Annotated in this window: 25 protein-coding genes; 14 read left to right on the top strand and 11 right to left on the bottom strand. The window is 64.0% G+C overall.

The window, feature by feature from the left end; genetic code table 11:
• The coding region (locus C8348_RS16225; RefSeq protein WP_157950448.1) for a transposase at window positions 1-153 on the bottom strand (153 nt) is incomplete at its 3' end.
• A gap of 253 nt (window positions 154-406) precedes the next feature.
• On the opposite strand from C8348_RS16225, the gene C8348_RS16220 reads away from it, so the two are divergent.
• A complete protein-coding gene (locus C8348_RS16220; RefSeq protein ID WP_106754404.1) occupies window positions 407-964 on the top strand; it encodes a cytochrome b in 558 nt (185 codons plus the stop codon).
• An 8-nt stretch (window positions 965-972) separates the two neighbouring features.
• Complete coding sequence (locus C8348_RS16215; RefSeq protein ID WP_106754403.1) at window positions 973-1,776, top strand: RibD family protein; 804 nt, start codon at window positions 973-975, stop codon at window positions 1,774-1,776.
• Here C8348_RS16215 and C8348_RS16210 read toward each other — a convergent pair.
• From C8348_RS16210 to C8348_RS16195, 4 genes are read right to left on the bottom strand one after another with little or no spacing between them, the layout of a single operon-like run.
• Window positions 1,732-2,526 (bottom strand): class I SAM-dependent methyltransferase, encoded by a 795-nt coding sequence (locus C8348_RS16210; RefSeq protein ID WP_106754402.1) that lies wholly within the window; start codon window positions 2,524-2,526, stop codon window positions 1,732-1,734. The genes C8348_RS16215 and C8348_RS16210 overlap by 45 nt on opposite strands.
• Complete coding sequence (locus C8348_RS16205) at window positions 2,523-3,566, bottom strand: glycosyltransferase family 4 protein (protein WP_106754401.1); 1,044 nt, start codon at window positions 3,564-3,566, stop codon at window positions 2,523-2,525. The genes C8348_RS16210 and C8348_RS16205 overlap by 4 nt, the downstream gene beginning before the upstream one ends.
• Entirely contained in the window at window positions 3,563-3,961 is a 399-nt protein-coding gene (locus C8348_RS16200) for a 6-pyruvoyl trahydropterin synthase family protein (protein WP_106754400.1), read from the bottom strand. The genes C8348_RS16205 and C8348_RS16200 overlap by 4 nt, the downstream gene beginning before the upstream one ends.
• Window positions 3,962-3,967: 6 nt before the next feature.
• Window positions 3,968-4,975, bottom strand: a complete 1,008-nt coding sequence (locus C8348_RS16195; protein ID WP_106754399.1) for a zinc-dependent alcohol dehydrogenase — start codon at window positions 4,973-4,975, stop codon at window positions 3,968-3,970.
• 469 nt (window positions 4,976-5,444) lie between these two features.
• Between C8348_RS16195 and C8348_RS16190 the strand changes: the two genes are divergently transcribed.
• A complete protein-coding gene (locus C8348_RS16190; protein ID WP_244294035.1) occupies window positions 5,445-6,101 on the top strand; it encodes a CDP-alcohol phosphatidyltransferase family protein in 657 nt (218 codons plus the stop codon).
• Window positions 6,098-6,853, top strand: a complete 756-nt coding sequence (locus tag C8348_RS16185; RefSeq protein WP_106754397.1) for an FkbM family methyltransferase — start codon at window positions 6,098-6,100, stop codon at window positions 6,851-6,853. Before C8348_RS16190 ends, C8348_RS16185 begins: the two co-directional genes overlap by 4 nt.
• A gap of 11 nt (window positions 6,854-6,864) precedes the next feature.
• Here C8348_RS16185 and C8348_RS16180 read toward each other — a convergent pair whose 3' ends face one another.
• A complete protein-coding gene (locus tag C8348_RS16180; protein ID WP_106754396.1) occupies window positions 6,865-7,788 on the bottom strand; it encodes a lysylphosphatidylglycerol synthase transmembrane domain-containing protein in 924 nt (307 codons plus the stop codon).
• A 62-nt stretch (window positions 7,789-7,850) separates the two neighbouring features.
• On the opposite strand from C8348_RS16180, the gene C8348_RS16175 reads away from it, so the two are divergent.
• Window positions 7,851-9,494 (top strand): alkaline phosphatase family protein, encoded by a 1,644-nt coding sequence (locus tag C8348_RS16175; protein WP_198647094.1) that lies wholly within the window; start codon window positions 7,851-7,853, stop codon window positions 9,492-9,494.
• 186 nt (window positions 9,495-9,680) lie between these two features.
• Here the strand turns inward: C8348_RS16175 and C8348_RS16170 are convergent, their stop codons facing one another.
• Window positions 9,681-10,448 carry an SDR family NAD(P)-dependent oxidoreductase gene (locus C8348_RS16170; RefSeq protein ID WP_106754395.1) on the bottom strand — a complete coding sequence of 256 codons (768 nt, stop codon included), beginning with the start codon at window positions 10,446-10,448 and terminating at the stop codon, window positions 9,681-9,683.
• Between the two features lie 107 nt (window positions 10,449-10,555).
• On the opposite strand from C8348_RS16170, the gene C8348_RS16165 reads away from it, so the two are divergent.
• Both C8348_RS16165 and C8348_RS16160 read left to right on the top strand, forming a co-directional pair.
• Window positions 10,556-11,059: a TetR/AcrR family transcriptional regulator gene (locus C8348_RS16165; protein ID WP_106754394.1), complete on the top strand. Its 504-nt coding sequence runs from the start codon at window positions 10,556-10,558 to the stop codon at window positions 11,057-11,059.
• Between the two features lie 170 nt (window positions 11,060-11,229).
• Window positions 11,230-12,756, top strand: coding sequence for a DUF4214 domain-containing protein (locus C8348_RS16160; RefSeq protein WP_106754393.1), 1,527 nt, complete (start codon window positions 11,230-11,232; stop codon window positions 12,754-12,756).
• Window positions 12,757-13,070: 314 nt separating this feature from the next.
• Here the strand turns inward: C8348_RS16160 and C8348_RS16155 are convergent, their stop codons facing one another.
• Together C8348_RS16155 and ppk2 are read right to left on the bottom strand one after the other, a co-directional pair.
• Complete coding sequence (locus C8348_RS16155) at window positions 13,071-14,090, bottom strand: Gfo/Idh/MocA family protein (RefSeq protein ID WP_106754392.1); 1,020 nt, start codon at window positions 14,088-14,090, stop codon at window positions 13,071-13,073.
• Window positions 14,091-14,250: 160 nt separating this feature from the next.
• Complete coding sequence (ppk2, locus tag C8348_RS16150) at window positions 14,251-15,186, bottom strand: polyphosphate kinase 2 (RefSeq protein ID WP_106754391.1); 936 nt, start codon at window positions 15,184-15,186, stop codon at window positions 14,251-14,253.
• A 194-nt stretch (window positions 15,187-15,380) separates the two neighbouring features.
• On the opposite strand from ppk2, the gene C8348_RS16145 reads away from it, so the two are divergent.
• Genes C8348_RS16145 through C8348_RS16115 form a run of 7 tightly spaced genes read left to right on the top strand, consistent with a single transcriptional unit; the run spans window position 15,381 to window position 23,318 of the window.
• Window positions 15,381-15,977 carry a TetR/AcrR family transcriptional regulator gene (locus C8348_RS16145; protein WP_106754390.1) on the top strand — a complete coding sequence of 199 codons (597 nt, stop codon included), beginning with the start codon at window positions 15,381-15,383 and terminating at the stop codon, window positions 15,975-15,977.
• A 23-nt stretch (window positions 15,978-16,000) separates the two neighbouring features.
• A complete protein-coding gene (locus C8348_RS16140) occupies window positions 16,001-17,608 on the top strand; it encodes a carboxyl transferase domain-containing protein (RefSeq protein ID WP_106754389.1) in 1,608 nt (535 codons plus the stop codon).
• Window positions 17,609-17,612: 4 nt separating this feature from the next.
• Complete coding sequence (locus C8348_RS16135) at window positions 17,613-18,041, top strand: ASCH domain-containing protein (RefSeq protein WP_106754388.1); 429 nt, start codon at window positions 17,613-17,615, stop codon at window positions 18,039-18,041.
• A complete protein-coding gene (locus C8348_RS16130; protein ID WP_106754387.1) occupies window positions 18,041-20,035 on the top strand; it encodes an acetyl-CoA carboxylase biotin carboxylase subunit in 1,995 nt (664 codons plus the stop codon). The genes C8348_RS16135 and C8348_RS16130 overlap by 1 nt, the downstream gene beginning before the upstream one ends.
• Window positions 20,025-21,683 carry an acyl-CoA synthetase gene (locus C8348_RS16125; RefSeq protein ID WP_106754386.1) on the top strand — a complete coding sequence of 553 codons (1,659 nt, stop codon included), beginning with the start codon at window positions 20,025-20,027 and terminating at the stop codon, window positions 21,681-21,683. Before C8348_RS16130 ends, C8348_RS16125 begins: the two co-directional genes overlap by 11 nt.
• On the top strand, window positions 21,680-22,537 hold the full coding sequence (locus tag C8348_RS16120; RefSeq protein ID WP_106754385.1) for a hydroxymethylglutaryl-CoA lyase: 858 nt from the start codon (window positions 21,680-21,682) through the stop codon (window positions 22,535-22,537). Before C8348_RS16125 ends, C8348_RS16120 begins: the two co-directional genes overlap by 4 nt.
• A gap of 1 nt (window position 22,538) precedes the next feature.
• Window positions 22,539-23,318 carry a crotonase/enoyl-CoA hydratase family protein gene (locus C8348_RS16115; protein ID WP_106754384.1) on the top strand — a complete coding sequence of 260 codons (780 nt, stop codon included), beginning with the start codon at window positions 22,539-22,541 and terminating at the stop codon, window positions 23,316-23,318.
• A 15-nt stretch (window positions 23,319-23,333) separates the two neighbouring features.
• On the opposite strand, the gene C8348_RS16110 is transcribed toward C8348_RS16115, so the two are convergent.
• Both C8348_RS16110 and C8348_RS16105 read right to left on the bottom strand, forming a co-directional pair.
• Window positions 23,334-25,109, bottom strand: coding sequence for an SLC13 family permease (locus C8348_RS16110; RefSeq protein WP_106754383.1), 1,776 nt, complete (start codon window positions 25,107-25,109; stop codon window positions 23,334-23,336).
• Window positions 25,110-25,281: 172 nt separating this feature from the next.
• Entirely contained in the window at window positions 25,282-26,070 is a 789-nt protein-coding gene (locus tag C8348_RS16105) for a hypothetical protein (RefSeq protein WP_106754425.1), read from the bottom strand.
• Window positions 26,071-26,467 lie beyond the last annotated feature (397 nt).

The following is a 26,467-nucleotide window of genomic DNA, read 5'->3' as shown; positions in this document are numbered from 1 at the left end:
GTTGGCCTTCAGCCCATGCCGCGTCGCAACTGCACTTACACTCGCTCCCGGCCGCAGTGTCTCGGCGACAATCCGCGCCTTCACATCATCGGGCCATTGCCGATTGCGACGCCGCCTCGCCCCATTTGTGAGAAGCTCCATTGGAGCGTCCATGGACAAACTCCCGCACTGACATCAATCACTGCGCAATCGCATGGCTCACAACCGAGCGGAAGGTGAGGATACAACATCGCTTACCGTTCGTTGATGCAGATCGACGACCCGTCCCACGTCACGGAAAGGTTAGCCGGATCTTGCTCTGATCCGCTTGCCTGTTTCAGATCATGCCATACATTGAAAACAAGAACAGGATTTGCGCTCAGGCACTTCCGCAGCAAAGCTGATCATCATGTCCGGAGAGGATGGAATGAGCGTCTTGTCCCGGTCCATTGCCGCGACAGATCTGGTCGTCCGGGTCGAGCGATACCCGGCGACATCCCGGCTTCTGCACTGGATCGTGGCCTTGCTCGTTCTGGCCACCTGGCCGCTTGGCATGGTCATCCAGTTCACGGCGAAGGACGTGCAGCTGGATTTCTACATGCTGCATGAGAGTCTGGGTTTTATCGTGCTGTGGCTGATGTTGCTGCGGATCGGCAACAGGCTTGTTGCACGGCCGCCGCATCCGGAGGGAAGCGCCGTCCAACGGGCCGCTGCTGGCCTCGTGCACGGACTGCTCTATGTCCTGCTCGTGGTGATGCCTGTCAGCGGGTTCCTTGCCACGAACGCGCATGGCTTTCCGCTGGTCTGGTTCAATCTGGTTCCCGTCTGGAGCCCGATCGGCAAGTTGCCCGAGATCGCAGGGGTCTTTTCGGCCATCCATGGCTTCAGTGCCTGGGGGCTTCTGGCCCTGCTTGTGCTGCACCTGGCGGCGGTGCTGTTTCATCATGTGGTCAGGCGGGACACGACGCTTTACAGGATACTCTAGGGTCGACAATGCGCAGCATGCAGATATCCGAGACAACATGGCAACGGCTTCTGGCCCTTCGGGCTGGAACATCCGATGTCGCGTGTACCGATGCGGGCTATGCTCTTTATGCGCCGATTGCCGGTGCACGGAGACGGTTCGTCCTCGCCCAGGTCGGGCAATCCCTGGATGGACGCGTGGCCACGCCTAACGGTGACGCCCGGGATGTGTCAGGGCCCGACGGACTGGTGCATCTGCATCGGTGCAGGGCCCTGGTCGATGCGGTGATTGTTGGGGTCGGCACCGTAAAGGCTGATGATCCAAAGCTGTCGGTACGGATGGTCAAGGGGCCTGCGCCTGTCCGGGTGGTCGTGGATTGCCACGGCGAGCTGGACGGTCGCGAAAGCCTGTTCCGGGACGGGGGCGCACCCGTTGTGGTGTTTCGCAGCACCATGGCGCGGGGGCGCCTGTTGCCGGGTGCAGACGTCGTCGCTCTCGCGCCGAAGGCCAACGGGCTGGACCCGGACGAAATACTTGGCGCGCTGGCACAGCGCAATCTCTTGCGCGTCCTTGTGGAAGGTGGCGCCCGCACCATTGCCCGGTTCATCGAAGTCGGACTGGTAGACAGGCTTCATGTCGCCATATCACCGATCATCATCGGATCAGGGCCAAGCGGTATCGTCCTTCCGCCAGTTGAGCGTCTTGCCGGAGCCCACCGTCCGGTGACGGATGTCTATAATCTTGGCAGCGACATCCTGTTCGATTGCCGGCTGGAGTGTGCCAGCGGCTCAGACCGGCAGGGCAAGGACGTCTGTGTGGCCCACCAGGCATGAACTCTCCGGTTCATGAATTGCCGCCAGCCTGAAGGCCAACCACGCATCGATTGTGGTCTCGGGAAGGTCAGCGATCTCGAGCAGCGGCTGGCGAAGCCCCTTCAGCAGTTCCGTCTGCAAGGCCGATGTCGCATGATCCAGGTGCCACGGGCTCTGCTCGATCCAGACCCGGTAGCGGTAGGTGTCGAAGAGGCGGGCAAGGCAGCTCGATGCATCTGGACCCAGCGCCGGGCCAAACCCCTTGTCCGTGTGCTGGTGCCGGTTGAACAGCTCTACCATCCTTGCATCAAGCGGATGCTGGATCGACCAGCGGAACAGCCCGTCGTAGTTGAGCGCCGCGTATAGTCCGCAGCGCGCCTGTGCCAGCCGATGCACCAGGGCCTCGCAAAAGGCCTGCGAACACAGATCAAACAGGGCGGAGGCGGTGACCAGGGGGGCTGCGGCCAAAGGGAGTGCAGCGATCTCGTTCAGGTCGTTCTGGTGAAAGGTGACAGTCGGGGTCGGGCCGATCTGGCGCTTTGCTTCCGCCAGCAGGAGAGGGTCATGGTCGAGCAACTGCCACGCGGTGTTATCGGGCATCTGGCGCGCAAGGCTGCGCCAGGTCGACCCTGTCCCGCAGCCGATGTCCAGAACACGCGGATCTGGCAGCGCGGACAAGTGCCGGGCAACGATCTGGACCAATCCGGGGTCCCGTGCCGCTCGATCTGCGGGTTCCCGCAGGGCCAGCCATGTGGTGTCGAAGCCACTCATTGCAGGGCTGCCAGTGTGTTCGAGATGATCTCTGTCGTTCGTGTCCAGTCCGGCAGGTCAGTTCCTGCCTGCCGGGCGGCAGCCGTCATCCGTGCGTGCAACGGCTTGTCGACGATCAGGGCCTTCAGCGCGCCCGCAAAGGCATCGATGTCATCGACCGGCACCAGGAGGCCGGCGCTCTCTGGAACGACATCGGGGATGGCGCCGGCCCGGCAGGCGACAATCGGCAGTCCTTGCGACAGGGCTTCGGCAAACACCATGCCATACCCTTCAAAGCGGCTGGCCAGTGCGAAAATGTCGGCCGTGGCCATCAAGGCCCGTGCGTCCCGGCATTCACCCGTCAGCGCAATCCTGTCGGTCAGTCCGAGCCTCTCGATCTGGTGGCGAAGCTCTGTTGCAGTCTGCGGACTGAGGTCAGGGCTGCCGGCGAGGGTCGCGTGCCAGGGTAGGTCCCTGATCCGGGCGAGGGCCGCAACGAGGATGTCGTGCCCCTTGCGCGGGATGAGGGAGGCGACGCAGACAATATGCGCGGGATTGCCATTGCAGGGCGATAGCGGGGCAGGGTCTGTGCCCGGAAGCGCCACCGTCAGACGGCCGCGCGGCACGCCAAACGTGGCTTTAAGATCGCGGGCGGTCATCGGGGATGTCACCACGACGTGCCGGACGAAGGACAGGGCGCGGCTTTCGCACTTCAGCAGCCGATCCTGCTCGGTGAGAGGCAGATCCGTCTCGAACGCCAGCGGGTGATGCACCAGCGCAACGATGTGCAACCGTTCACCCTCCCGTGCCGCCCAGTCATCCAGCACCCCGAAGGCCAGACCGTCGATGAGAACAAGGGCACCGTCCGGCAAGGCTGACAGGCGGCGTTCGGCTTCGCGCCTGACGTTGTCTGACGGACGCGGAAAGCCAGAGCCGAGCCCGAGGCTGGAGACGGTCCAGCCAGCCTCGCCGAGACCTGCGATCACCCGGCGGTCATAGCCATAGCCACCGGTGTTGAGGTTCAGGTCGCCCGGATAGGCGAAGGTGATGCTCTTGCTCAAAGGTCGGCCTCATACCAGCCCCGGGCAGCATGGGACTCGTGCAGCGTTACCTTGAGACGGCAGATGCGGTGGCTGCCCTCACCGAGCTTCTTGTCGGCAACGGCCTGTGCGAGCTGGTCAAAAATGTATTTTGCCACGACCTCGGTTGTCGTGATCTTGCCGGTAAAAACGGCCACTTCATCAAGGTTCTGGTAGTTGAGCGGCTTCAGCACTTCGCCTAGGACGGTGGTCGCTGCGCCGATATCGACCGCCAGGCCATCATCGTCCACATCCTTGGTGAAGAAGGCTGCGTCGACGACAAAGGTGGCGCCATGCATGCCCTGCGCTGGTCCGAAAACCGGACGCGGGAGGCTGTGGGCGATCATGATGTGATCACGGACTTCAACTGCGAACATGAGGACTCACTCTTGATAGTTGATGCGATGGCAGAGGGTTTCGGGACTTGAAAGTATGCCCGGATAAGCGATTTCAAGATCTGCGAAGCGTGTCTCTGCGTTGATCAACACGTCGAGACGATCGTCGCGCAGCAGTTCCAGCGCCTTGGCGAGGCGCCGCGCGAAGGTCCAGCGCGCCCGCCGCGAGGCTGGCACCGAACCAACCTGCGAACTGGCGATTGTCAGCCGTCTTGCATGAAAGGCGCCGCCGAGCGGCAAGGTGACAGGCTTGTCGCCATGCCAGCTTGCCTCAATGATACGCGCTTCCTGTCCGGCCAGTTCAATGGCCTGCGCAAGCGCGTCGCCGGACCCTGAAGCGTTGATGACAACGTCAAAGTCGCCGACGGTCGCAGGGGCCAGGGCGAAGGCAATGCCGAGGTGATCGGCCAGCGCCTGCCGCTCCGGATTGCGATCGATCAACAGGATCTGCGTCCCGACAATGCGCGAGGCGAGGTAGGCGACGAGCGTGCCAACCACGCCGGCCCCGAAAACGGCAACCCGGTCCCCCGGTAGGATCCCGGCATCCCAGATGATGTTCAGGGCCGTTTCCATATTGGCGGCCAGGACGGCGCGGGCCGGGGGCAGGTCGCCCGGCAGCGGCACGACTGCCTCGCTGCCGACGACAAAGAGGTCCTGATGCGGATGCAGGCAAAACACCATCCTGCCGATCAGGTCGGCCTTGCCGGCTTTCACCTGGCCGACCGCTGCATAGCCGTATTTGACCGGGAATGGGAAGCCACCGCCCATATGCGGGCAGCGCATGCGCTGGAATTCTGCTGGCGGGACACGCCCGTTGAAAACGAGATCCTCGGTACCCCGGCTGATGCCACTGTAGAGCATGCGGACAAGCACCTCACCGTCAGCCGGTGGCGGAAGTGTTTCGGCCCCCATGCGGCATCGTCCGGCAGCCGGGAGCCACAGGGCGCGGGCAAGGCTGGCATTGGACGCTTGCGGTTTGCCGGTGTCCGGGGTCATTCCGGTCTCCCTGGAGAGGTTGCATGGTTTCGCGGGGCAGGGCGATGCCGCAGGTCAGGTTGGCGCCGTGATTCGGACATTTGGCAGAAATCACCGCTGGAGGGCATTGTCGATGATGTTTTTCCGATAGCATGATTGGCAAAACGACGCAGAAGCCTCAACCTCCTGTGACGGATCAATTTCTTGTCAGTTTGCCCCCCCCAGACCGGTTTGGGCATTGTCGGAACATGTGTTTTTGGCAACCCTACCCTTGGTTCCCGGCTTAGTTGCCTTACCTTTCCACAAGAGCTGGAACTGGAGATGGGGGCCACGCGCAAGCGCTGCCCTGGCTGAAGAATGGTATGATATGCATCCAGGGACGTCTGATGCCGTACCAGCGGCCATAACTGTTAGCGCGCCATCGCCGGAGCTGAAAGCCCGCGCGGTGATCGCTCTGGGGTCAGTTTTTTGTGCTGCGGTCATTTTCTATGTGCCGGCCGGGCTGCACCTGTCCCTCGGGCTGACGACGATTGGCGCGGCAAGCGGCTTGCTCTTGTTCATCTTTTCACTCGTTATCATCGGGCTTCGTCACCATGGCGACAAGCGGTTCGGCCCGGCCAACACCGTGACCGCAATCCGGGCGGCAATCGTCAGCCTGATTGCTGCAGCCGTGTTTTTTTCCGATGTGGCAGACGGGCAGGGCGCGGCCTCCTGGGCCTTTGTCGCCCTGGTGGTGGTGGCGCTCGCCCTTGACGGCGTTGACGGCTATCTGGCGCGCCGCTCCGGCTGTTCGTCTGCACTCGGGGCGAGGTTCGACATGGAGGTCGACGCCCTGCTCATTCTTTGTCTGTCCGTCGCAGCTTATTTCCTTGGCAAGGCCGGGATATGGGTCCTGCTGATTGGTCTGATGCGTTATGGCTTTGTGCTGGCGCAGTTTCCCCTTCCCCGCTTGCGCGGAGCCTTGCCGCCGTCATTCCGGCGCAAGCTCGTCTGCGTTGTCCAGGTCGCGGCGTTGTGCCTCCTGTTGGTGCCGGGGCTGGAGCCGCCGCTGTCAACGTGGATTGCTGCCAGTGCGCTCGGTCTGCTCGCCTGGTCCTTTGCCGTTGATAGCCACTATCTCCTCGCGGCTGACGAGGCTGGCAGATGAGCGTGTTGGGCAACATCAACACTGCGATCGGCATGACCCGTTCGCTGGTGATCTACTACGGACAACCCTGGCGCCGGCAGCAACTGAAGCGCTTCTATGCGGGCTTGATTGGGGAAGGTGACCTCGTGTTCGACATCGGGGCGCATGTGGGAAGTCGCAGCCGGACATTGTTGTCGCTTGGGGCCAGGGTAGTTGCCGTGGAACCGCAACCAGCCTTTGCCGATTTCATTGCCCGGCATCTGGCCGCCGAACTGACCGGCTTAGAGCGGGTAGCGGTCGGAGCGGGCGTGGGCGAAGTCACGCTCCATGTTTCCAGTCGCCATCCCACGGTGACGACCGTTTCCACCCGGTTTATCGAGGGCGTCAGCGACGCCGAAGGGTTCCGGACGGTGGTCTGGGATCGTGAGGTCCGCATCCCGATGACGACTTTGGACCGGTTGATCGCGAAATACGGCCTGCCTGCCTTCTGCAAGATCGATGTCGAGGGGGCCGAAAGCGACATCCTGCAAGGCTTGTCGCAGCCCATCGGCCTTATCGCCTTTGAGTATATTCCAGCGATGCCGGGGGTTGCCCGGGACGCTATCGAGCGGTTGATGCATCTGGGGAACTATCGCTTCAATCGCGTGATCGGGGAGCGCCATCGTTTCGTTGACGCGCAGTGGCAGGAGGCAGGGCCCCTCCTGAACGAACTCGCGAGGCTGACCCCCGACAGCCCGTCGGGCGACGTCTACGCCCGTTTGATGCCGCAATGAGGCGGGCGGACCTAGAACTGGCGGCCCAGCCGGCGCAGCAGCAATCCGAAGGCGACGCAAAGGCCAGGGAGGGCCGTTCCGGCCAGCGTGAGGCTTCCATACACCAGGCTTGCGGCAATCCCTTCGGCACCGGTGAACCCGACGAGCGGCCACAGGGCGGCGGCGGTCGCCTCGCGCGGTCCCCAGCCGCCGAAGCCAAGGGGAACCAGCATTGCCAGAAGGCAGAGTGGAATGATCGTGATGGCGGCGACAGCGGGCAAGGGTGCTCCCACAGCATCGGACGCCAAAAGGAAGCTCACCACATAGCAGCCGACAATCAGCGCGCTGAGGCTGACCTGGACCGCAAATGCGCCCCGGCTCCAGAAGGCAGCAGCGAGACTTGGCCTGAGCCTTTGGAACCAGGCTGCCAGGACCTGGCGAAACCGGAGCGCCGCCACGATGAGGGCAATGCTGGACAGCAGCGCACCCCAGAGAACAGGGCCGGAGATCCCGTCGAGGGGGACGGGCAACACGAACGGCCAGGCGAGCAGGCCGATGCCTGTCAGCACGAAAAAGGCGAATTGCCCCGACAGGCGTTCCAGGACGACGGCCATCGCCGCCCGCTTCCAGCCGCCCGAGGTGTCATCCTGCACCCGGTAGACCCGGGTTGCGTCTCCGGCGATGCCGCCGGGCAGGGTCTGGTTGAGGACACTGCCGAGATAATATTCGCGGATCGCGATCCGCACCGGAAAGTCCTGGCCGAGACGCCCTGCGGTGAACCGCCAGCGCAGGGCAGACAATACGATCTGGATCTGGACCAGCAGCGCCACTGCGAGAATGTGGCCGGTTGGCACCTTGCCAAGGGCGGCCGCGACCATTGCCGGATCGGCGGCCCAGACAAGCAACGCCAGACCGGCGAGGCCGATGCTGATCCCGATAATCCTCAGTTTGCGCATTCTATTCTCGGCATGGGATGGTCGCGTTGCCCGGATAGCAGGCCTTTTGCAGGATGTGCCCGATGAATGTTCTCAGTCCCCACAGCGTCCATCAGCATACCAGTGGCGCGAAGGCCTGGCGTGTGATCCTGGTCTTCCTCTCAATCGGTCTTGCCGCTTGTACGATGCCGGACAGCCCCGGGGATTTTTATCTATCCAGATTTTTGCGCCTGCCGCTGGAAGTTCCGCTGGTTGCGCTTGGCCTGCTGCTGTTGCCGCAGCGGCTTGCCATTGCCCTTGCCGCTGGAGCCACGATCAGCGCCTTTGCCCTGCTGTTTCTGAAGCTTGCCGATGTCGGTGTGATTTCCGTCTTTCAGCGGCGCTTCAATCCTTATCTCGACATCAAAATGATTGGCGACGGCTGGAACCTACTGTCGGGAACCATAGGCGTACCCGGCGCGGCGCTCGCCGTGGCGGGGGTGGGTGCAGCGCTGGCGGGCGTGATGGCCAGCTTCTGGTGGGCTAGTATGTCGATGACCCTGTTCGCCCAAGGCGCCCGCCGGCTGGCAATACGCGGGTTTCTGCTTGCTCTCGTCGCCGGCAGCGTGCTGTGGACCCTCCAAGCGCAGGTCGGCATGCGGCCTCTGGCTGATGCTCGTGTGGCGTCCTACCTTGGTGACCGGCTGGCGCTAGTGGTCCACTCGGTTGCTGATATCAGGGCCTTCGAGGGCGAACTTCTGGCAGAGGCTGGAGCGGAAGATCAGACTGAACTCTTCGCCGGTATCCGGGATCGGGATGTGATCCTGATCTTCATCGAATCCTACGGACGGAGTGCGATTGAAGACCCGCGCTATGGCGGATTGATCCAGCCTCGTCTCGACGGGATCGAGTTGCGGCTGCGGCAGGCCGGGTTTGCCTCGGCAAGCGGCTGGACGCGCTCGCCCACAGTTGGCGGGCTGAGCTGGCTTGCCCATGGAACGCTCCTGTCCGGGCTCTGGGTCGACAGTCAGGCCCGCTACGACATGCTGATGGCGAGCGGGCAGGTTAGCCTCAACCGGATGTTCCTCCAGGCCGGATGGCTGACCGCGGCCGTTATGCCGGCCATCACCATGGATTGGCCGGAGGCCGCCTATTATGGCTATGAGAAGATCTTCGCCTTCAAGGATCTCGGTTACAGCGGCAAGCCCTTCAACTGGGTGACGATGCCGGATCAGTACACGCTTTCAGCCTTTGACCGTCTCGTGCGCCGGCCGGCACAGGCGGAAGGGCGTGCCGTCATGGCGGAGATTGCCCTGATCTCAAGCCATGCGCCCTGGACACCGGTAGCGACGCTGATCGACTGGGAGGATGTCGGCGATGGGACCGTGTTCAATGCACAGGCCGAAAGCGGCGATCCGCCGGCCGTGGTCTGGGCAGATCATGCGCGGGTCCGCCGCCAGTATGTCCGGACGGTCGACTATGCGCTCGAAACGGTCGGCGACTACATTCTGCGCTTCGGCGGCGATGCCGTGTTCATCTTCCTCGGCGATCATCAACCCGCAGCCCTGGTGACAGGCGAAGGGGCCTCCCGCTCTGTTCCGATCCACGTTGTCAGTCGCGACCGGGCCCTAGTCGAGCGCTTCATCGCAGAAGGCTTCGACGCCGGGATGACGCCCGCCGCCGAAGGCCCCGAGCCGTCCATGGCCGAAATGCGGTCTGTCCTGATCAGGGCTTTTGGCCAGAGGTGAGGCGAATGCTGCGAAGCCGTTGCGGTCCGGACAAAGGGCTGCTGCCTGTTTTCATTTGTCGGACGGGATAGTGACGGCTGCACGGCGTTATGCACGGGTTGCGGGCCACATTTCGCGCTGCGGTTTCAGCCTTCTCCGAGGTGCCTCGACGCAAGTACTGCGTCGAGGCGATCATCGTCTTCCGGATTAGGTCCGGCCGGCGGTGACGCCGCCGTCGACGGGAAGGACGGTTCCGGTGATCCAGGACGCCTGGTCGGAGGCGAGGAACAGGATTGCTTCGGCGATGTCCTGCGGCTGGCCGTTGCGGCCGAGCGGGTGGAAGGCGTTGAAGGTCGGCAGCACCTCGCGCACCTGCTCGTCCGACAGGAAGGTGTTGTAGACCGGCGTCTCCACCACGGCAGGCGCGACCGCGTTGATGCGGATGCGATGCGGGGCAAGCTCGATCGCCAGATTGCGGACCATGGCGTGAACGCCGGCGTTGGCCGCCGAATAGGCCGCTGACGGCGTGGCGCCGATGGCCTGGATCGCCCACATCGACCCTGTCTGCACGATGGCGCCGCCCTTGTCCTGCATGGCCTTGGCCGCCGCCTGCGCGGTGAAGAACTTGCCCTTGAGGATCGTGTCCAGATACCAGTCATAGTCCGCCTCGGTCAGCTCGAGGAATGGCTTTGGGTTGAACACGCCAGCGTTGTTGACGAGCACATCAAGCCTGCCGAAGCGCGACACGGCGGTCTCGACCAGCCGCGCGCCCGTGGCCGGGTCGGCAATGTCACCCGCCAACAGGGCGACGGACTGGCCGGACGGGTCGATGTCCCGTGCCGCCTGGTCCAGCTTGCCCGCATCGCGGCCATTGAGCGCCACCTTTGCCCCTTCGGCGAGGAACCGCCGCGCTGTTTCCTTGCCAATCCCCGAGCCACCGCCAGTGATCGCAACAACCTTGCCTGCAAATCGCATCGTCATCTCCTGTTGTTATCTATCTACTGATAGGTAGATGATGCCGATATAGCGATTGCCTTCCCATACCGCAAGGCCTATCTATCAATCGATAGAGAGGGCGAGTGATGAGCGAAACCGCACAGGCAATCCTGAACGCTGCCGAGGAGCGCATCCGGCAGGCCGGCTACAATGGCTTCAGCTTCCGCGACATTGCGGCTGACACGGGCGTGAAAAGCTCCAGCGTCCACTACCACTTCCCGACCAAGGAGAAGCTGGCAGCCGCTGTTGCCCGCCGTTACACGGATCGCTTCATGGCCGCCGTCGAGGGTCACATCACCGCGGGCGATGACGTAACGTCCGCTTGGCGGCGGGCCTTTGGCGAGGCGCTGGACCGGGATGGGCGCATGTGCCTGTGTGGCGCGCTGGCCGCGACGGCGCATGATCTGGCGGATGAGGTGCGCCTGGAAGTGAAGCGGTTCTTCGTTCTGGGCATCGACCGGCTGATAGCTTCCGGCTGTTCGCGCGACGCTGCGATCCGTATCCTCGCAACGCTGGAAGGCGCGATGCTGACAGCCACCGTGCTCGACGACAGGTCCGCCTTCGACAGCGGGACGACCGCATTGGGCTGACGCCAGAAGATGCGCGCTAAGCCGTCTGGCGAGTTGTGCCCACGGTGCGCCGGACAGTCAGCGATTGGCGCGTGGCGTCAAAAGAACCACCCAGTTATTGCCATTCCCCCCTCCTTGCGAATGCAGCGCCGGCATGAGATTCCTCATATGTGCCCTAGTGGAGACCACATATGTCGACTTTTATTACCGTCGGTCAGATCCCGACCAATCCTTATGTTGCAGGCCTGCTGACAGAGCCCGAGCTGCCCAATCCGGTTCGCTGGGACAATTCAGCGCCGCTCAAGGTCTATTTTGATGATGCCGGCATCCGTGCCTGGTCGCAGGCCGAGATCCAGCGCAACATGGCGGCCTTCAACGAGTGGTCGCGCGTTGCCAACATCGATTTCGTCCTGACCACCAACAAGGCAGAAGCGCAGATCATCTCGATCCTGCGCACGACCATTGACGGCAAGGACACTATTCTCGGCCAGACGACCGCTCCGTCCGGCGGAGACAACCCGATCACCATCGAATATTCGGTGCGCGGCGCCAATTTCGACAACCTGGCCGAAGGTGGTGACAGCTACCACACGGTTGTGCATGAGATCGGTCACACCCTTGGCATCTACCATCCGCATGACGGCACCCTGTTCCCGGGCGTTCCGAATGGCGCCGACGACAACACCGGCACCAACGGCCAGAACCAGGTCATCTTCACCGTGATGTCCTATGTGTCCGGCTGGACCGGCGAGCCGGTGACCAGCCCGACCTTCGGCACGGCCTCGTCCGCCATGGCCTTCGATATCGCGGCGGCCCAGTTTCTCTACGGCGTCCGCGCCGCCGAGACGGGCAACTCCACCTATCTGTTGCCGACGGCAAATGGTCTCGGAGTGAGCTGGCGCTCGATTTGGGATACGGCCGGCATGGATACGATCTCGGCCAATGGCGCCACGGGAGATGCCACCATCGACCTTCGTGCGGCGCCGTTGACGGGTGAAAATGCCGGCGGCTACGTTTCCTGGGTCAAGGGCGTCAAGGGCGGCTTCACCATTGCCAATGGCGTGACTGTTGAAAAGGCGATTGGCGGAAGCGGCAATGATCGTCTGATCGGCAACGAGGCGCATAACGTCTTCATCGGCAATGCCGGCGATGACTTCATCGATGGCATGGGCGGTCTCGACATTGCCCAGTATCAGACTACTCGCGAAAACGTTCAGATCGAACGTGGCCCGAGCGCGATCGTTGTGAATGCGAACAATGCCGGTCTTGGCACTGATACGCTGCACAATGTCGAGCGTGTCCAGTTCACAAACGGCATTCTTGCTTTCGACACGGATGGCGGGTCCGCTGGCCAGGTCTACCGCCTGTATCAGGCCGCTTTTGCCCGGACCCCGGACAAGCCTGGCCTGACGCACAACCTGAACCTCGTCGACAACGGCCTTGGCATCAAGACCATGTCGGCAGCCTTTATCGGCTCGGCCGAGTTCGTCCAGCGTTATGGTCAGAACACCTCCGACACCACTTTCATCAACGCGCTTTACCAGAACGTTCTGGCGCGTGATGCCGATGCTGGTGGCCTTGCGGGCTGGCAGCAGCGGCTGGCGGATGGCTCCTGGAACCGCGCCGACGTGCTCTTCGGCTTCTCCGAGAGCGGCGAGAACAAGGCCTTGGTCGCCAACGCGATCAAGGACGGCATCTGGCTCGATCTGGTCGCCTGATCGACCAGGGAAACAGAAAAGGCCCGGGCGTTTCATTCGCCCGGGCCTTTTGCGTCAGGAAACCTCTTTCTCGACAGGCTCACTCCGTGTCACCCCGGCCGAGCAACGCGAGAGCCGGGGCCTACTCGCTTGCAGAGCTTTTCAGACACGCTGTGCAAAAGCGCGCTTTTCAGCTTCGTTTTGTGCCACTGCGGCAAAAACTCGTCGCTCTGCGAATGAGTAGGCCCCGGGTTTTCGCTTCGCTACACCCGGGGTGACCTCGGCAGATCCAACAGCACGCCTTCGCTTCAGCATTTCCCTGTCCGCCCACTGCTTCAGAGCGGGGACACGCTCGCCCAGCCGCCGTCGCGCTCGGAGCGGAACAGCGCGTCGAGGATTTCCATGTTGCGAACAGCGTCCTCGGTCGCATAGGGAGCCGGTGTTTCGCCCAATACCGTTCGGCCGAAGGCATCCACCAGCTCCGCATACTGGTCTGACGGGGCGATCTCCAGTATCTGCGCGGCCGCGTCGCCAAGCTTTGAACCGTCGTCGAGGCGCAGGCTGACCGCTTCGCCTTGCGCAGCGTTGTAGGGAATGGTGATTTCCAGCCGCTTTTTCGTTCCGACCAGTTGCAACCGCTGGAAGGGGACAAGTTGGGTTGCCACCGTGAAGTCCAACCTGCGACCATTGCCAAAATCCATCAGGCCGCTGGCCAGACGATCGGTGCCGAAAGCCGGATCACGGTCTATCAGCGACACAACACGAACCGGCTCGGCCTCGAAAAAGAACCGTCCGGCGACCATCGGATAGCAGCCGATGTCCAGAAGTGCGCCGCCGCCGATGTCGGCCTGATTGCGGATGTTTCCGGGGTCGGCATTGAAGTAGCTGAAGAAGGACTGGATCGCACAGAGATCACCCAGTTCGCCTGAGCGCAAGATTTCCCGCGCCTTCAGCCACTGCGGATGCCAGCGCACCATGAAGCCCTCGGCAACCAGCTTGTCCTTGGGCAAGTCGAGCAACAGACGCGCCTCGGCCGCCGTCAGCGCAATCGGCTTTTCGCACAGGACATGCTTGCCGGCTTTCACGGCGGCAATCGTCATCGGCACATGCAGGTGGTTGGGCAGCGGGTTGTAGATCGCGTCGATCGACGGATCAGCCAGCAACGCCTCATAGCTGCCATGGGCCACCGGAATGCCCAGCGCACGGGCGGCCGCATCGGCGCTGTCCTGGCTGCGCGAGGCAATCGCCGCGACCGTCCCGGTCTTCGAACGCTGGATCCCCGGGATCACCTTTTCCCGCGCGATACGGGCCGTCGACAGCACGCCCCAGCGAACCGGCTTCGCAGTTTCAGTCATGATGTGCGCTCCTCAGAACAGGCAACAGGAGAACGGTGGCACGTGGTCAGCCGGTGCGGCGATGGTGCGACCGTCAGGAAGGGGGTGCACATTGGCAGGCTTTGTCGTTCCGTTCCAGTCCCTCGTGAGGGACTGGAACGGAGCCGCGTGGTTCGCGCGATCAGTAGCGCTTCGGGACGTAAAGCTCTTCCGGCAGCGTCATGCGCTCGTAGTCCGGGTTGAACACGCGTTCCGGCAGCTTGATCGGGTCGTGCGGGATTTCCTCGTAAGGAACCTGGGCCAGCAGATGCGAGATGCAGTTGAGGCGTGCCGCCTTCTTGTCGTTGCCCTCGACAATGAACCAGGGCGCTTCCGGAATGTTGGTGCGCGCGAAGGTCTCTTCCTTGGCCTTGGTATAGGCCTCCCAGCGGATGCGTGACTGCAGGTCCATCGGCGACAGCTTCCACTGTTTCAGCGGATCATGGATGCGCATCAGGAAGCGCAGCTGCTGTTCCTGGTCCGTGATCGAGAACCAGTATTTCACCAGCTTGATCCCGGAACGCGCCAGCATGCGCTCGAACTCCGGCACGTCGTGGTAGAACTCCTCGACCTGCTCATGCGAGGCAAAGCCCATGACGCGCTCGACGCCGGAGCGGTTGTACCAGGAGCGGTCGAACATCACCATTTCGCCGGCCGCCGGCAGATGCGGCACATAGCGCTGGAAGTACCACTGGCTCTTCTCCCGCTCGGTCGGGGCGGGCAGGGCGACGACGCGGGCGGCGCGCGGGTTGAGGCGTTGGGTGATGCGCTTGATCACGCCGCCCTTGCCGGCCGCATCGCGGCCCTCGAACAGCACGACAAGCTTGTAGCCGGTGTGCTGGATCCAGTCCTGCATCTTCACCAGTTCGGCTTGCAGGCGCAGCAATTCATGGAAATAGACCTGACGGTCGACAGTGGACTTGTGCTTCAGTTCGGAAATGAACGCCAGTTCGCGGGACAGTTCGGGCGGCATCAACTGGTCGTCGAGTTCCATCTCGAGTTCTTCGTCGAGGCTGTCCAGCCACTCCGCGTTTGCCCAGCTCTGCGACTGTCCGCCCTTGTGTTCGTTTCCGTCCATGATCCGTTCCCTTGTCGTCAGCTGGCAAAGCACCAGCCGGCATTTTCCGAAGGCAAGCTACACCGCTATTGCGACAACTTGCAGAAACCACGTCAAGATGTGGCTATGGTGCATGCGCAGCTCAAGGCTGACCTGATATCCGGACTTGAAAATGAATGATCGTTCATTTAATTTGTTCGCCGGGAGGAAGGAACATGGCGCGACCGAGCGGAGCGAAGGGCGAGGAGACGGCGGAGCGCGTGCGCGCGGCTGCGCTCAGCCTGTTTGCCCGTCAGGGCTACGCGGCCGTGTCCATGCGCCAGATCGCAAGTGAGGTCGGTGTCCAGCCCGGCGCGCTCTACAATCACTTCCCCACCAAGCAGGATCTCCTGAAGGACCTGATGTCCGGCCATATGGCCGCGCTGCTGGCCGCCTGGGAGCAGGAAGCGGCGACGGCCCCGGCGGACGAGGCCCCGAAACCCGCGCTGGAGCGGTTCACCCGCTTTCACATCCGCTATCACCTCGCCCGCACCGACGCGGTGTTCATCTCCTACATGGAGCTGCGCAACCTGGAGCCGGAGAATTTTGCCGGCATCGAGGCGCAGCGCCGCGCCTATGAGGACGTGCTGACCCGCATCCTGGAACGCGGGGCGGCGGCGGGCGAGTTCAGGGTCAGCGAGCCGCGCGTCGTGACTCGCGCCCTCATTGCCATGCTGACGGGTCTGGGCACCTGGTACCGGCCCAGTGGCCGCCTCAGCGAAACCGACATCGAGACCATCTATCTGAATATGGTGACGGGCAGCGTCACCTGAGACCGCAAGGGAGCGAACCGCCCATGGGCATTCTGAAATCGAACGTCGCCACGCGCGGCGAGACCTTCGAGAAGAACCGCGCCGCCCATGAGGCCGCGCTGGCCGAGGTGCGCCGTGCGGCCGAGGCCGCCTTTGACGGTGGTGGGTCCGTCGCCCGCGAGCGCCACACCGCCCGTGGCAAGATCCTGCCGCGCGAGCGGGTGTCGCGCCTGCTTGATCCGGGGTCGCCCTTCCTGGAGATCGGCCTCTTTGCCGCGCACGAATTGTATGACAACGCCTCGCCTTCGGCCGGTGTCATTGCGGGCATAGGCCGGGTCGAGGGCCGCGAGGTGATGATCGTCGCCAATGACGCGACGGTGAAGGGCGGCACCTACTATCCGATGACGGTGAAGAAGCACCTGCGCGCGCAGGAGATCGCCGCCGAGAACAATCTGCCTTGCGTCTATCTTGTTGACTCAGGTGGCGCCAACCTGCCGAACCAGGACGAGGTGTTCCCCGACCGCGACCACTTCGGGCGCATCTTCTTCAACCAGGCCAACATGTCGGCGCGAGGCATTGCCCAGATCGCCGTGGTGATGGGCTCCTGCACCGCCGGTGGCGCCTATGTGCCGGCGATGAGCGACGAGACCATCATCGTCAAGAACCAGGGCACCATCTTCCTCGCCGGCCCCCCGCTGGTGAAGGCGGCGACGGGCGAGGAAGTGACCGCCGAGGATCTGGGCGGCGGCGACGTGCACACGCGCCTGTCCGGCGTGGCCGATCACCTGGCCCGTGACGACGCCCATGCGCTGGCGCTGGCGCGCCGCGCGGTCGCCAATCTGAACCGGCTGAAGCCGGCGCAGCTCGATTTGGTGAGCCCGGAAGATCCGCTCTACGACCCGGAGGAAATCCTCGGCGTGGTGCCGGCGGACCTGAAGACGCCCTATGACATCCGCGAGGTGATCGCCCGCGTGGTCGACGGCTCGCGCTTTGACGAGTTCAAGGCACGCTATGGCACGACGCTGGTCTGCGGCTTTGCCCATATCTATGGCATGCCGGTGGGCATCATTGCCAACAACGGCGTGCTGTTCTCCGAAAGCGCGGTCAAGGGCGCACATTTCGTGGAGCTTTGTTCGCAGCGAAAGATCCCGCTGGTGTTCCTGCAGAACATCACCGGCTTCATGGTCGGGCGCAAATACGAGAGCGGCGGCATCGCCAAGGACGGCGCCAAGCTGGTGACGGCGGTCGCCACCACCTCCGTTCCGAAGATCACCATGCTGGTCGGCGGATCGTTCGGGGCGGGCAATTACGGCATGTGCGGCCGCGCCTATTCCCCGCGCTTCCTGTGGACCTGGCCGAACTCGCGCATCTCGGTGATGGGCGGCGAACAGGCCGCCGGCGTGCTGGCCACCGTCCGGCGCGAGGGCATCGAACGCAAGGGCGGCAGCTGGTCGGCGGAGGAAGAAAAGGCCTTCAAGCAACCGGTCATCGACCAGTTCGAGGCACAGGGCCATCCGCTCTATGCCTCGGCACGGCTGTGGGACGATGGCATCATCGACCCGCGCAAGACGCGCGACTGCCTCGCCCTGTCCCTGTCGGCCGCGCTCAATGCGCCGATCGACGACACCCGCTTCGGCCTGTTCCGGATGTGATGCCATGACCAAGACACTGGATGACCTGAAAGCCAAGTATCCTGGCGCAGCAACCTTCAAGTTCGGCGACAGCGAGCGCTTGTCGGCTGAGCTGATTGCCCTGGTCCGCAGTGGCCGCAAGACCGGCACCTGCGGCGCGCTGCGCGATTTCACCGAAGGCGGAGAGGCAATGCCGGTGGCCGGGCGCAAAGACATCGCCCTCAACTGGGACGGCACGCCTGCCCTCGTCATCGAGACCACGTCCGTGGTGATCCGCCGTTTCTGCGATGTCGAAGCCGAGTTTGCCCTGAGCGAGGGGGAGAACGAGGATCTCGCCGGCTGGCAGCGGGACCACAGCGCCTATTACGAACGCAACGGCGGCTTTTGGCCAGAGATGGACGTGGTTTGCGAGCGGTTCCGTCTTGTCGAAGATCTCGCCGGGGAGGCACAGTGATGTTCAAGAAAATCCTCATCGCCAACCGGGGCGAGATTGCGTGCCGGGTCATTGAGACGGCGCGGCGGCTGGGCATCCGGACGGTTGCGGTCTATTCCGACGCCGACGCCAACTCCAAGCATGTGGCGCTGGCTGACGAGGCCTGGCGGCTGGGACCGGCGCCCGTGGCCGAGAGCTATCTGAAGGTCGAACGGATCATCGAGATCTGCCGCCTCAGCAAGGCGGAAGCGGTGCATCCGGGCTACGGGTTCCTGTCCGAGAACCCGGGCTTCGTCGATGCGCTGACGGCTGCCGGCATCACCTTCATCGGCCCCAGCGCCGATGCGATCCGCGCCATGGGCCTGAAGGACGCGGCCAAGGCGCTGATGCAGAAGGCCGGCGTGCCGGTGGTGCCGGGCTATCACGGCGAAACCCAAGACCCTGCCTTCCTGAAGGCCCGTGCCGACGAAATCGGCTATCCGGTGCTGATCAAGGCCCGTGCCGGCGGCGGCGGCAAGGGCATGCGGCGGGTGGATGATCCGATCGATTTCCTCGCCGCCTTGGAAGGCGCGCAACGAGAGGGGCAAGCGAGCTTCGGTGACCCTTGCGTCCTGATCGAGAAGTACCTGACCAAGCCGCGCCATATCGAGATCCAGGTCTTCGGCGACAGCCATGGCAATGCCGTGCATCTGTTCGAGCGCGACTGCTCGCTGCAGCGCCGCCACCAGAAAGTGATCGAGGAGGCCCCGGCCCCCGGCATGCCGGAGGCGATGCGCGCCGCGATGGGCGCCGCCGCCGTGCGGGCGGCCAAGGCGATCAACTATTCCGGTGCCGGCACCATCGAGTTCATTGCCGACGTGTCGGACGGGCTGTCGGAAGACCGCTTCTACTTCATGGAGATGAACACCCGCCTGCAGGTGGAGCATCCGGTGACCGAAGCGATCACCGGGCAGGATCTCGTCGAATGGCAGCTGAAGGTGGCAAGCGGCGAGAGGCTGCCGCTGACCCAGGACCAGCTGTCGATCAACGGCTGGGCCTTCGAGGCGCGGCTTTACGCCGAGGACGCCGCCAAGGGCTTCCTGCCGGCGACGGGCACGCTCGACCATCTGCGTCTGCCTGGACACATCGCCCGGGTGGATTCCGGCGTGCGCCAGGGCGACACCATCACCCCCTACTATGACCCGATGATCGCCAAGATCATCGTGCATGGCCCGGACCGCAAGACAGCGCTCGCCCGCCTGCTGGCCGCGCTGGAGGCAACGGAAGTGGCGGGGTCCGTCACCAACGCCACCTTCCTGGCGGCGCTGTGCCGACACGAGGGCTTTGCCGCAGGCGACGTCGACACGGGCCTGATCGGCCGCGACCAGGATGCGCTCATCGCCCAGGGCGAGACGCCGCCGACCGTGATGGCACTGGCGGCGCTGGCGAGCCTCGGGCTGCTGCGCCCGGCGGAAGGGACGGATCCCTGGGACCGTCTCATCGGCTGGCGCGGCTGGAGCGCCTCGCGCCAGTTCGCGGTGCTGGACCACAAGGGCGCGCGGCACGAGATCGAGGCGCGCAGCCTTGGCCGCAGCCGCTTTGCCGTGCATCTTGCCGGCGACGTGCTGGAAATCGAGCTGACCCATGTGGGAGATGGCGAGATCCGCTTCGACACGGGCGGCCACCGCGACAAGGCACGGCTGGCCGAGACGGGCCAGGGCATTTCCGTGTTCTACGCCGGCGAGGCCTTCGAGTTTGTCCGGGCGGATGTCCTGTCCGGAGACGACGAGGGCGATGCAGCCGGCGACAAGCTGGTTGCGCCGATGCCGGGTCTCGTCAAGGTGCTGACGGCGGAGAAGGGCATGGCCGTGACCAGGGGCCAGCCGCTCGTCATCCTCGAGGCGATGAAGATGGAACACACGCTGACCGCCCCGCGCGATGGCGTGATTGCCGATGTCTTCGTTGCCGCAGGCGAGCAGGTGACCGATGGCACGTTGCTGTTGGCTCTTGCCGAGGAGACGGCGGATGCAGCCTGACCCGGCGCTGCCTTCCGCCGACAGTTACCAGGCGCTGCGGGACGGGTTCCGCTGGCGCGTGCCCGAGCGCTTCAACATCGGCGTCGCCATCTGCGACCGCTGGGCCGATGTGGAGCCGGACCGAGAGGCGATCACCTATGTGGCCGAGGATGGCGTGGCGACGCGCGTCAGCTTCGGCGAGCTGAAGGCGCTGTCGAACCGCCTCGCCAACCTGTTCCGGGCCCGTGGGCTGGAGCGGGGCGACCGGGTCGGCGTGTTGCTGCCGCAAAGCATCGAGACGGCCGCCGCCCACATCGCCGCGCTGAAATGCGGGGCGATCACGATCCCGCTGTTCACGCTGTTTGGCGAGGAAGCGCTGGAGTACCGGCTCGGCAATGCCGGGGTGAAGATCGTCGTTGCGGATGCCTCGGGGGCGGCCAAACTCTCCCGCCTGCGCGAGGCGCTGCCGGCGCTCACCACCGTGCTCTGCATTGACGGGGCCATGGATGGCGCCGAGGATCTGGCGCGGGCCCTGACCGGCCACGAGACGCAGTTCACGCCTGTCGACACGGGCGCCGACGATCCGGCGATCATCATCTACACCTCGGGCACGACAGGTCAGCCGAAGGGGGCCCTGCATGGCCACCGGGTGCTGATCGGCCATCTGCCGGGCGTGGAGATGAGCCATGATTTCCTGCCGTGCCCCGGCGACCGCTTCTGGACCCCGGCGGACTGGGCCTGGATCGGCGGGCTGCTCGACGTGCTGATGCCGGCGCTTTATCACGGCATTCCGGTCGTGGCCTGCCGCTTCCGCAAGTTCACCGGCGAGGCGGCCTTCGAGCTGATGCAGGCCCAGGGCATCCGCAACGCCTTCCTGCCGCCCACCGCGCTGAAGATGATGCGCCAGGTGGAAAGCCCCGAGAACCGCTACAGCCTGTCGCTGCGCTCTGTTGCGTCAGGCGGCGAAACGCTCGGGGCCGAGCTGATCGCCTGGGGCCGCAAGGTGTTTGGCCTCACCATCAACGAGTTCTACGGCCAGACCGAATGCAACATGATTGTCTCCAGCTGCGCCGCCGTAATGGACGCGCGGCCCGGGATCATGGGCCGGGCGGTGCCCGGCCATGATGTGAACGTGGTGACGGAGGCAGGCGAGATTGCTGCGGACGGCGAGCAGGGGCTCATTGCCGTGCGGCGGCCCGATCCGGTGATGTTCCTCGGCTACTGGAACAACGAGGCGGCGACCAGGGCCAAGTTCCTCGACGACTGGCTGCTGACCGGCGACACCGGCGTGCGCGACGCCGACGGCTGGCTGCGCTTTGTCGGCCGCGACGATGATGTCATCACCTCGTCGGGCTACCGCATCGGCCCGGGCGAGATCGAGGACTGCCTGTTGCGCCACCCTTCCGTCGCCATGGCGGGCGTGGTCGGCAAGCCGGACCCGCAGCGCACGGAGATCGTGAAGGCCTATGTGGTGCTGAAGGCCGGGGTCGAGCCCAGCGACGCGCTGGCCGATGACATCGCCCTGTTCGTCAAGACCCGCCTCGCGGCGCATGAATATCCGCGCGAGGTCGATTTCGTCGATGCACTGCCGATGACGACCACCGGCAAGGTCATCCGCCGCGAGCTACGCCAGCGCGCCAGCGAGGAAAGCAAGGAAATCCGCCCATGACCGGCTTCGTCACCCTGTTCGAGATGGGCCCGCGCGACGGGCTGCAGAACGAGAAGCGCATGATCGCGACCGGGGACAAGATCCGCCTGGTCGACATGCTCACCGACTGCGGCTTCGTCAAGATCGAGGTGACCAGCTTCGTCAGCCCGCAGTGGGTGCCGCAGATGGCCGATGCGGCGGAGGTGCTGGCCGGCATCCGCCGCAAGCCGTCGGTGCATTACACGGCGCTGACGCCGAACGTGAAGGGCTACACCGCTGCGCGCAACGCCCACGCCGACGAGGTGGCGGTGTTCGGCTCGGCCTCCGAAGGCTTCTCGAAGAAGAACATCAATTGCTCCATCGCCGAGAGCCTGGAGCGTTTCCGCCCGCTGCTGGAGAAGGCACTGGACGACGGCATTCCGGTGCGCGGCTATGTCTCCTGCGTCACCGATTGCCCCTATGACGGCCCGACGCCGCCCGAAAGCGTCGCCCATGTGGCGGCCGAGCTGATTGCCATGGGCTGCTACGAGGTCTCGCTTGGCGATACGATTGGCGGAGGCACGCCGGAGAGCATCGGCCGGATGCTGGACGCGGTGCTTGCAAAGGTGCCCGCCCACCGCCTTGCCGGCCACTATCACGACACGCGCGGCAACGCGCTTGCCAACATCGAGGTGAGCCTCGAGAAGGGTCTGCGGACCTTCGATGCTGCCGTGGGCGGCCTCGGCGGCTGCCCCTATGCCCCCGGCGCCAAGGGCAATGTCGCGACCGAGGCCGTGGCAAGACTGCTGGCCGAACGGGGCTTCGAGACCGGACTGGACCTCGAAAAACTTGCGGAAGCCGCTGCCTTTGCCCGTTCCCTGCGTGAGGAGGCCTGAGATGTTTGAGACCATTCGCATCGAAACGGACGCGCGCGGGGTCGCCACGCTGACGCTGGCCCGGGCCGAGAAGCACAATTCCCTGTCCGCGACCATGATCGCCGAGCTGACAGCGGCGGCGGAGCAACTTGGTGCTGATCCAGCCGTGCGCGTAGTCATCCTGACCGGCGAGGGGGCAAGCTTCTGCGCCGGCGGGGACCTTGACTGGATGCGGGCGCAGTTCACCGCCGACCGGGCGACGCGCATCGCCGAGGCGCGCAAGCTGGCCTTGATGCTGCAGGCGCTGAACGAGCTGCCGAAGCCGCTGATCGGCCGGGTGCAGGGCCAGGCCTTCGGCGGCGGCATCGGCATGATGAGCGTTTGCGACGTCTGCATCGCCGTGGATGGCGCGAAGTTCGGCCTGACCGAGACGCGCCTTGGCCTGATCCCGGCCACCATCAGCCCCTATGTCGTCGCCCGCATGGGCGAGGGCAAGGCACGGCGTGTGTTCATGTCGGCGCGCCTGTTCGATGCGGCGGAAGCCCGTGAGCTGGATCTCGTCGCCCGGGTCGTAGCGGCCGAGGAGCTGGACGCGGCGGTCGAGCGCGAGGTGAAACCCTATCTGGCGGCGGCCCCCGGCGCGGTCGCCCGCGCCAAGGCGCTCGCCCGCTCGCTTGGCACGCCGATCACCGAGGCGGTGATTGCCGCCACCATCGAGCGGCTGGCCGATTGCTGGGAAGACCCGGAAGCGCATGAGGGCATTTCCGCCTTCTTCGACAAGCGCAAGCCGGCGTGGCTGTGATCTTGCCGATCGCCGTCAGAACGGGAAGAACAGCGGGATGACAAGCACCGCGATCACGGCACAGAGAATGTTGAGCGGCACGCCGGCGATGAGAAAGTCGCGGAACTTGTAGCCACCGGCACTGTAGACGAATGTGTTGGTCTGGTAGCCGATCGGCGTTGCGAAGCTGGCGCTGGCGGCAAACATCACCGCCATGATGAAGGGGCGCGGATCCAGACCAAGCTGTTGCGCCAGGGCAATGGCTATCGGGCCCACCAATACTGCGACGGCATTGTTGCTGACCAGTTCGGTCAGCGCCGAGGTCAGCACATAGACAAGCGCCAGGACCAGCATCGGATGGGCGTGGCCGATCAGGGCCATGGCACTGTCGACGATCAGTTCGACAGCCCCCGTCTTTTCAAGGCCGATGCCGAAGCCAAGCATGCCATAGATCAGGAACAGGATCCGCCAGTCGACGGACTCGAATGCATCGACCGGATCGATGCAGCGTGTCAGCATCACGACGACCGCCCCAATCACGGCCAATCCCTCGATGGGCATCACTCCGAGTGCTGCAAGTCCCATGACACCAATGATGGTGGCGATGGCGATCGGAGCCTTGTGCCTGCGGATTGCGCGCTCCTGGGGCGCGGACAAGTTGATCAGGCCCTCGTCCTCGGCCAGCCGCTGCAGCCCTTCCGCCGGTCCCTCGAGCAGCAGCGTGTCAGCGAATTGCAGCCGCAGGTGGTCGATCTCGTCGGAGATGTTGCGGTCCTGGCGATGCACCGCCATGACATAGACGCCGTAGGTCCGGCGCAGGTTGAGCGCGCTGAGAGACCGGCCGATGAGATGCGAGTTCGGACCGACGCTGGCCTCCAGCATCAATGTCTGCGCGGCAGCAACCGGCTCGAAGCCCTGGTCAGAGACATCGCGGAACTCGATCTGTCCATCTTCCTTCAGCGCGAGGATTTCGCCGGTGCCGGTCTTCATCACGATCCGGTCGCCGGCAATCAGCGTCAGGTCGTCGAGCCGGTGGCGCATCGAGTGCTCGCCGCGCAGCACGTCGAGGATCCGGGTGCCGGCTCCTGTAAAGGGCAGGTCTTCCAGGCTCTTGCCAACGTAGCGTGAGCCCGCCGGAATCAGCAGCCGGGCCATGAAACGGCGTGTCCCGCCCTGGCTGAGCAGGCCTGCCATCGACTGGCGCTCCGGCAGCAGGTAGCGCACGGCGAAGATCATGTAGACAAGGCCCACTGACGCAAGGATGAGCCCGGGAAGGGTCATCTCGAACATACCGATGGGTTCCAGACCGGCCTTCAGTGTGATGCCGCTCATCAGGATATTGGTCGATGTGCCAACAAGCGTCAGTGTGCCGCCGAAGATCGCAGCATAGGACAACGGGATCAGGAATTTTGAAGGTGTCGTGCCAAGTCCCGTGGCCACGGCAATCATCACAGGCGTCAGCAGGATCACCACGGGCGTGTTGTTCATGAAGGCAGAGGCCGTCACCGCGAACAGCATCATGATGAAGACAGCCCGCAGATACGAGCCTTTCGAGTGCTTCTCCAGGACATTGCCAGCCAGTTGCAGCACGCCAGTGCGCTCCAGCGCAGCGCTGATGATGAACATCATGGCAATGGTGATCGGCGCACTGTTGGAAAAGACGCCAAGAAACTCCTTCGTGTCGACAATGCCGACAGCAATCAACACGGCAGAGGCGGCCAGCGCGGTCAGTTCCGGCGGATATATTTCCTTGATGAAACCAAAAAAGACGAGAGCCAGCAACAACAAGACGAAAATCTGGTCAAAAGTCATGTGCTGTGCGCCGCCCCGTTTGTTCGCCCCCGCTCCAACAGGACATTAGCATTGCCCGAAAGGCAATATGAAGCAATCGGCGCGCTCCATTTGTCGCAAAAGCAGAACCGAATACCCCTACGGAGGCAAAGCCGGAAACGTTCAGCCTCGGCTTGGCGGAAAACGATGAGTTTCAACGCGGCTTGCGCAGGCGGTCCAAACCTGGTGTGGGAGCAGGCACAGCGTCCTCGACCTTGCCCCAGCGCTTTTCCCGCACCCGGCGGATCCGGCGCCGCCCGAGATCTGACAGTCCCTTGGGCAACTCGATGCCGGCCCGGTCCATGTCGACAAAAATCCTTTCCAGATCGGGGATCGTCTCCGTCGAAACAACGAAAACGGCCCCGGTCTTCGAGGTCAGCCGGAGTGTCTTTGACGGGGCAGACCCGGCCACCAGTGTCACCCCGTGTCGCTTGTCGAGGAATGGGGACAGCAGCGAAAGACCACGCTTCATTTGCCAGATCCGGATTTCGGCCCGTGCCAGATCGGTGTAGCGCAGGCGCATGGTCAACCCGAACTCTGTCACCTCGAAGCCGTTGCCGAAGAACCGGGCATAGGATGTTGCCTGGCGCGCCGACAGGTAGAAAATCGGAAAGCACAGCGACGCCGGGATGAAGAACAGCATCGAAACAAAGGCCGCCGGCGTCGGCATATAGGCCGCTGCCATAAGCGGCAGGCTGAAGAATGGAACGCCGACCGCAAATCCGATCATGTCTGACATGAGGATCGACGGCTGCCAGTCCGGTTGGACTGCGCCGGTCGGCGGCGCCTGATAGGGCAGGCCGACATACACCCCGACGGCAGCAGCAAGGCAGACCAGTCCGGTGATCGGCGAAAACACGCTGAGCCCGCCGGCAAGGCCCAGCACCGCCAGACCCAGCGCAGCCACCCGGCGCAAGAGTTCAATCCAACCGGTCTCTGCCACCACCGTCCCCGTTCATCTGCGCGACTGCAGGAAACCGAGCCGAATCACGCCCGTTTCTGCCTCACGCCAATGTGACATGGCACGGTCACCGGTCAAGCAGGCGAGACGTGGAGCGAATGGTCGAGAACGGTGGCCTGATTTTTGGGCGAGGCTGGCGGAAAGGCTGTGCGCTTCTTGGTCAGTGCCTTGGAGCGCACTCCTGTCGCCCGGCAGGGCCGGGTCTGCCGCCCCTCCAGAAAACTGGCTTTCCAGTTGCTGGCGACTGGAATCGCCTTGCCTTCCTGCGCTCTGTCGATGGGTTTCCGGCTTGTATCGGGACCGCATCACATGCCTGCGAAAACACGAGATGTGCCCAAAATACACGCAGGCCTGCGTGTTGCGCTGTGTTTGCTGCACC

It is taken from the genome of Pannonibacter carbonis, assembly GCF_003012935.1.
In the GTDB taxonomy this organism is placed as follows: Bacteria; Pseudomonadota; Alphaproteobacteria; order Rhizobiales; family Stappiaceae; genus Pannonibacter; species Pannonibacter carbonis.
The sequence above is the reverse complement of the archived record's forward strand: the minus strand, read 5'-3'. Positions and strand labels throughout refer to the sequence as shown.

What these genes read in the sequence shown, in the direction of transcription:
- C8348_RS16115 (WP_106754384.1), top strand. Translation starts at nt 22,539, where the DNA reads ATGTTTGAGACCATTCGCATCGAAACGGACGCGCGCGGGGTCGCCACG.
- C8348_RS16155 (WP_106754392.1), bottom strand. Translation starts at nt 14,090, where the DNA reads ATGACTGAAACTGCGAAGCCGGTTCGCTGGGGCGTGCTGTCGACGGCC.
- C8348_RS16170 (WP_106754395.1), bottom strand. Translation starts at nt 10,448, where the DNA reads ATGCGATTTGCAGGCAAGGTTGTTGCGATCACTGGCGGTGGCTCGGGG.
- C8348_RS16220 (WP_106754404.1), top strand. Translation starts at nt 407, where the DNA reads ATGAGCGTCTTGTCCCGGTCCATTGCCGCGACAGATCTGGTCGTCCGG.
- C8348_RS16215 (WP_106754403.1), top strand. Translation starts at nt 973, where the DNA reads ATGCGCAGCATGCAGATATCCGAGACAACATGGCAACGGCTTCTGGCC.
- C8348_RS16110 (WP_106754383.1), bottom strand. Translation starts at nt 25,109, where the DNA reads ATGACTTTTGACCAGATTTTCGTCTTGTTGTTGCTGGCTCTCGTCTTT.
- C8348_RS16165 (WP_106754394.1), top strand. Translation starts at nt 10,556, where the DNA reads ATGAGCGAAACCGCACAGGCAATCCTGAACGCTGCCGAGGAGCGCATC.
- C8348_RS16210 (WP_106754402.1), bottom strand. Translation starts at nt 2,526, where the DNA reads ATGAGTGGCTTCGACACCACATGGCTGGCCCTGCGGGAACCCGCAGAT.
- C8348_RS16195 (WP_106754399.1), bottom strand. Translation starts at nt 4,975, where the DNA reads ATGACCCCGGACACCGGCAAACCGCAAGCGTCCAATGCCAGCCTTGCC.
- C8348_RS16175 (WP_198647094.1), top strand. Translation starts at nt 7,851, where the DNA reads ATGAATGTTCTCAGTCCCCACAGCGTCCATCAGCATACCAGTGGCGCG.
- C8348_RS16140 (WP_106754389.1), top strand. Translation starts at nt 16,001, where the DNA reads ATGGGCATTCTGAAATCGAACGTCGCCACGCGCGGCGAGACCTTCGAG.
- C8348_RS16200 (WP_106754400.1), bottom strand. Translation starts at nt 3,961, where the DNA reads ATGTTCGCAGTTGAAGTCCGTGATCACATCATGATCGCCCACAGCCTC.
- C8348_RS16130 (WP_106754387.1), top strand. Translation starts at nt 18,041, where the DNA reads ATGTTCAAGAAAATCCTCATCGCCAACCGGGGCGAGATTGCGTGCCGG.
- C8348_RS16135 (WP_106754388.1), top strand. Translation starts at nt 17,613, where the DNA reads ATGACCAAGACACTGGATGACCTGAAAGCCAAGTATCCTGGCGCAGCA.
- C8348_RS16160 (WP_106754393.1), top strand. Translation starts at nt 11,230, where the DNA reads ATGTCGACTTTTATTACCGTCGGTCAGATCCCGACCAATCCTTATGTT.
- C8348_RS16125 (WP_106754386.1), top strand. Translation starts at nt 20,025, where the DNA reads ATGCAGCCTGACCCGGCGCTGCCTTCCGCCGACAGTTACCAGGCGCTG.
- C8348_RS16185 (WP_106754397.1), top strand. Translation starts at nt 6,098, where the DNA reads ATGAGCGTGTTGGGCAACATCAACACTGCGATCGGCATGACCCGTTCG.
- C8348_RS16120 (WP_106754385.1), top strand. Translation starts at nt 21,680, where the DNA reads ATGACCGGCTTCGTCACCCTGTTCGAGATGGGCCCGCGCGACGGGCTG.
- C8348_RS16180 (WP_106754396.1), bottom strand. Translation starts at nt 7,788, where the DNA reads ATGCGCAAACTGAGGATTATCGGGATCAGCATCGGCCTCGCCGGTCTG.
- ppk2 (WP_106754391.1), bottom strand. Translation starts at nt 15,186, where the DNA reads ATGGACGGAAACGAACACAAGGGCGGACAGTCGCAGAGCTGGGCAAAC.
- C8348_RS16145 (WP_106754390.1), top strand. Translation starts at nt 15,381, where the DNA reads ATGGCGCGACCGAGCGGAGCGAAGGGCGAGGAGACGGCGGAGCGCGTG.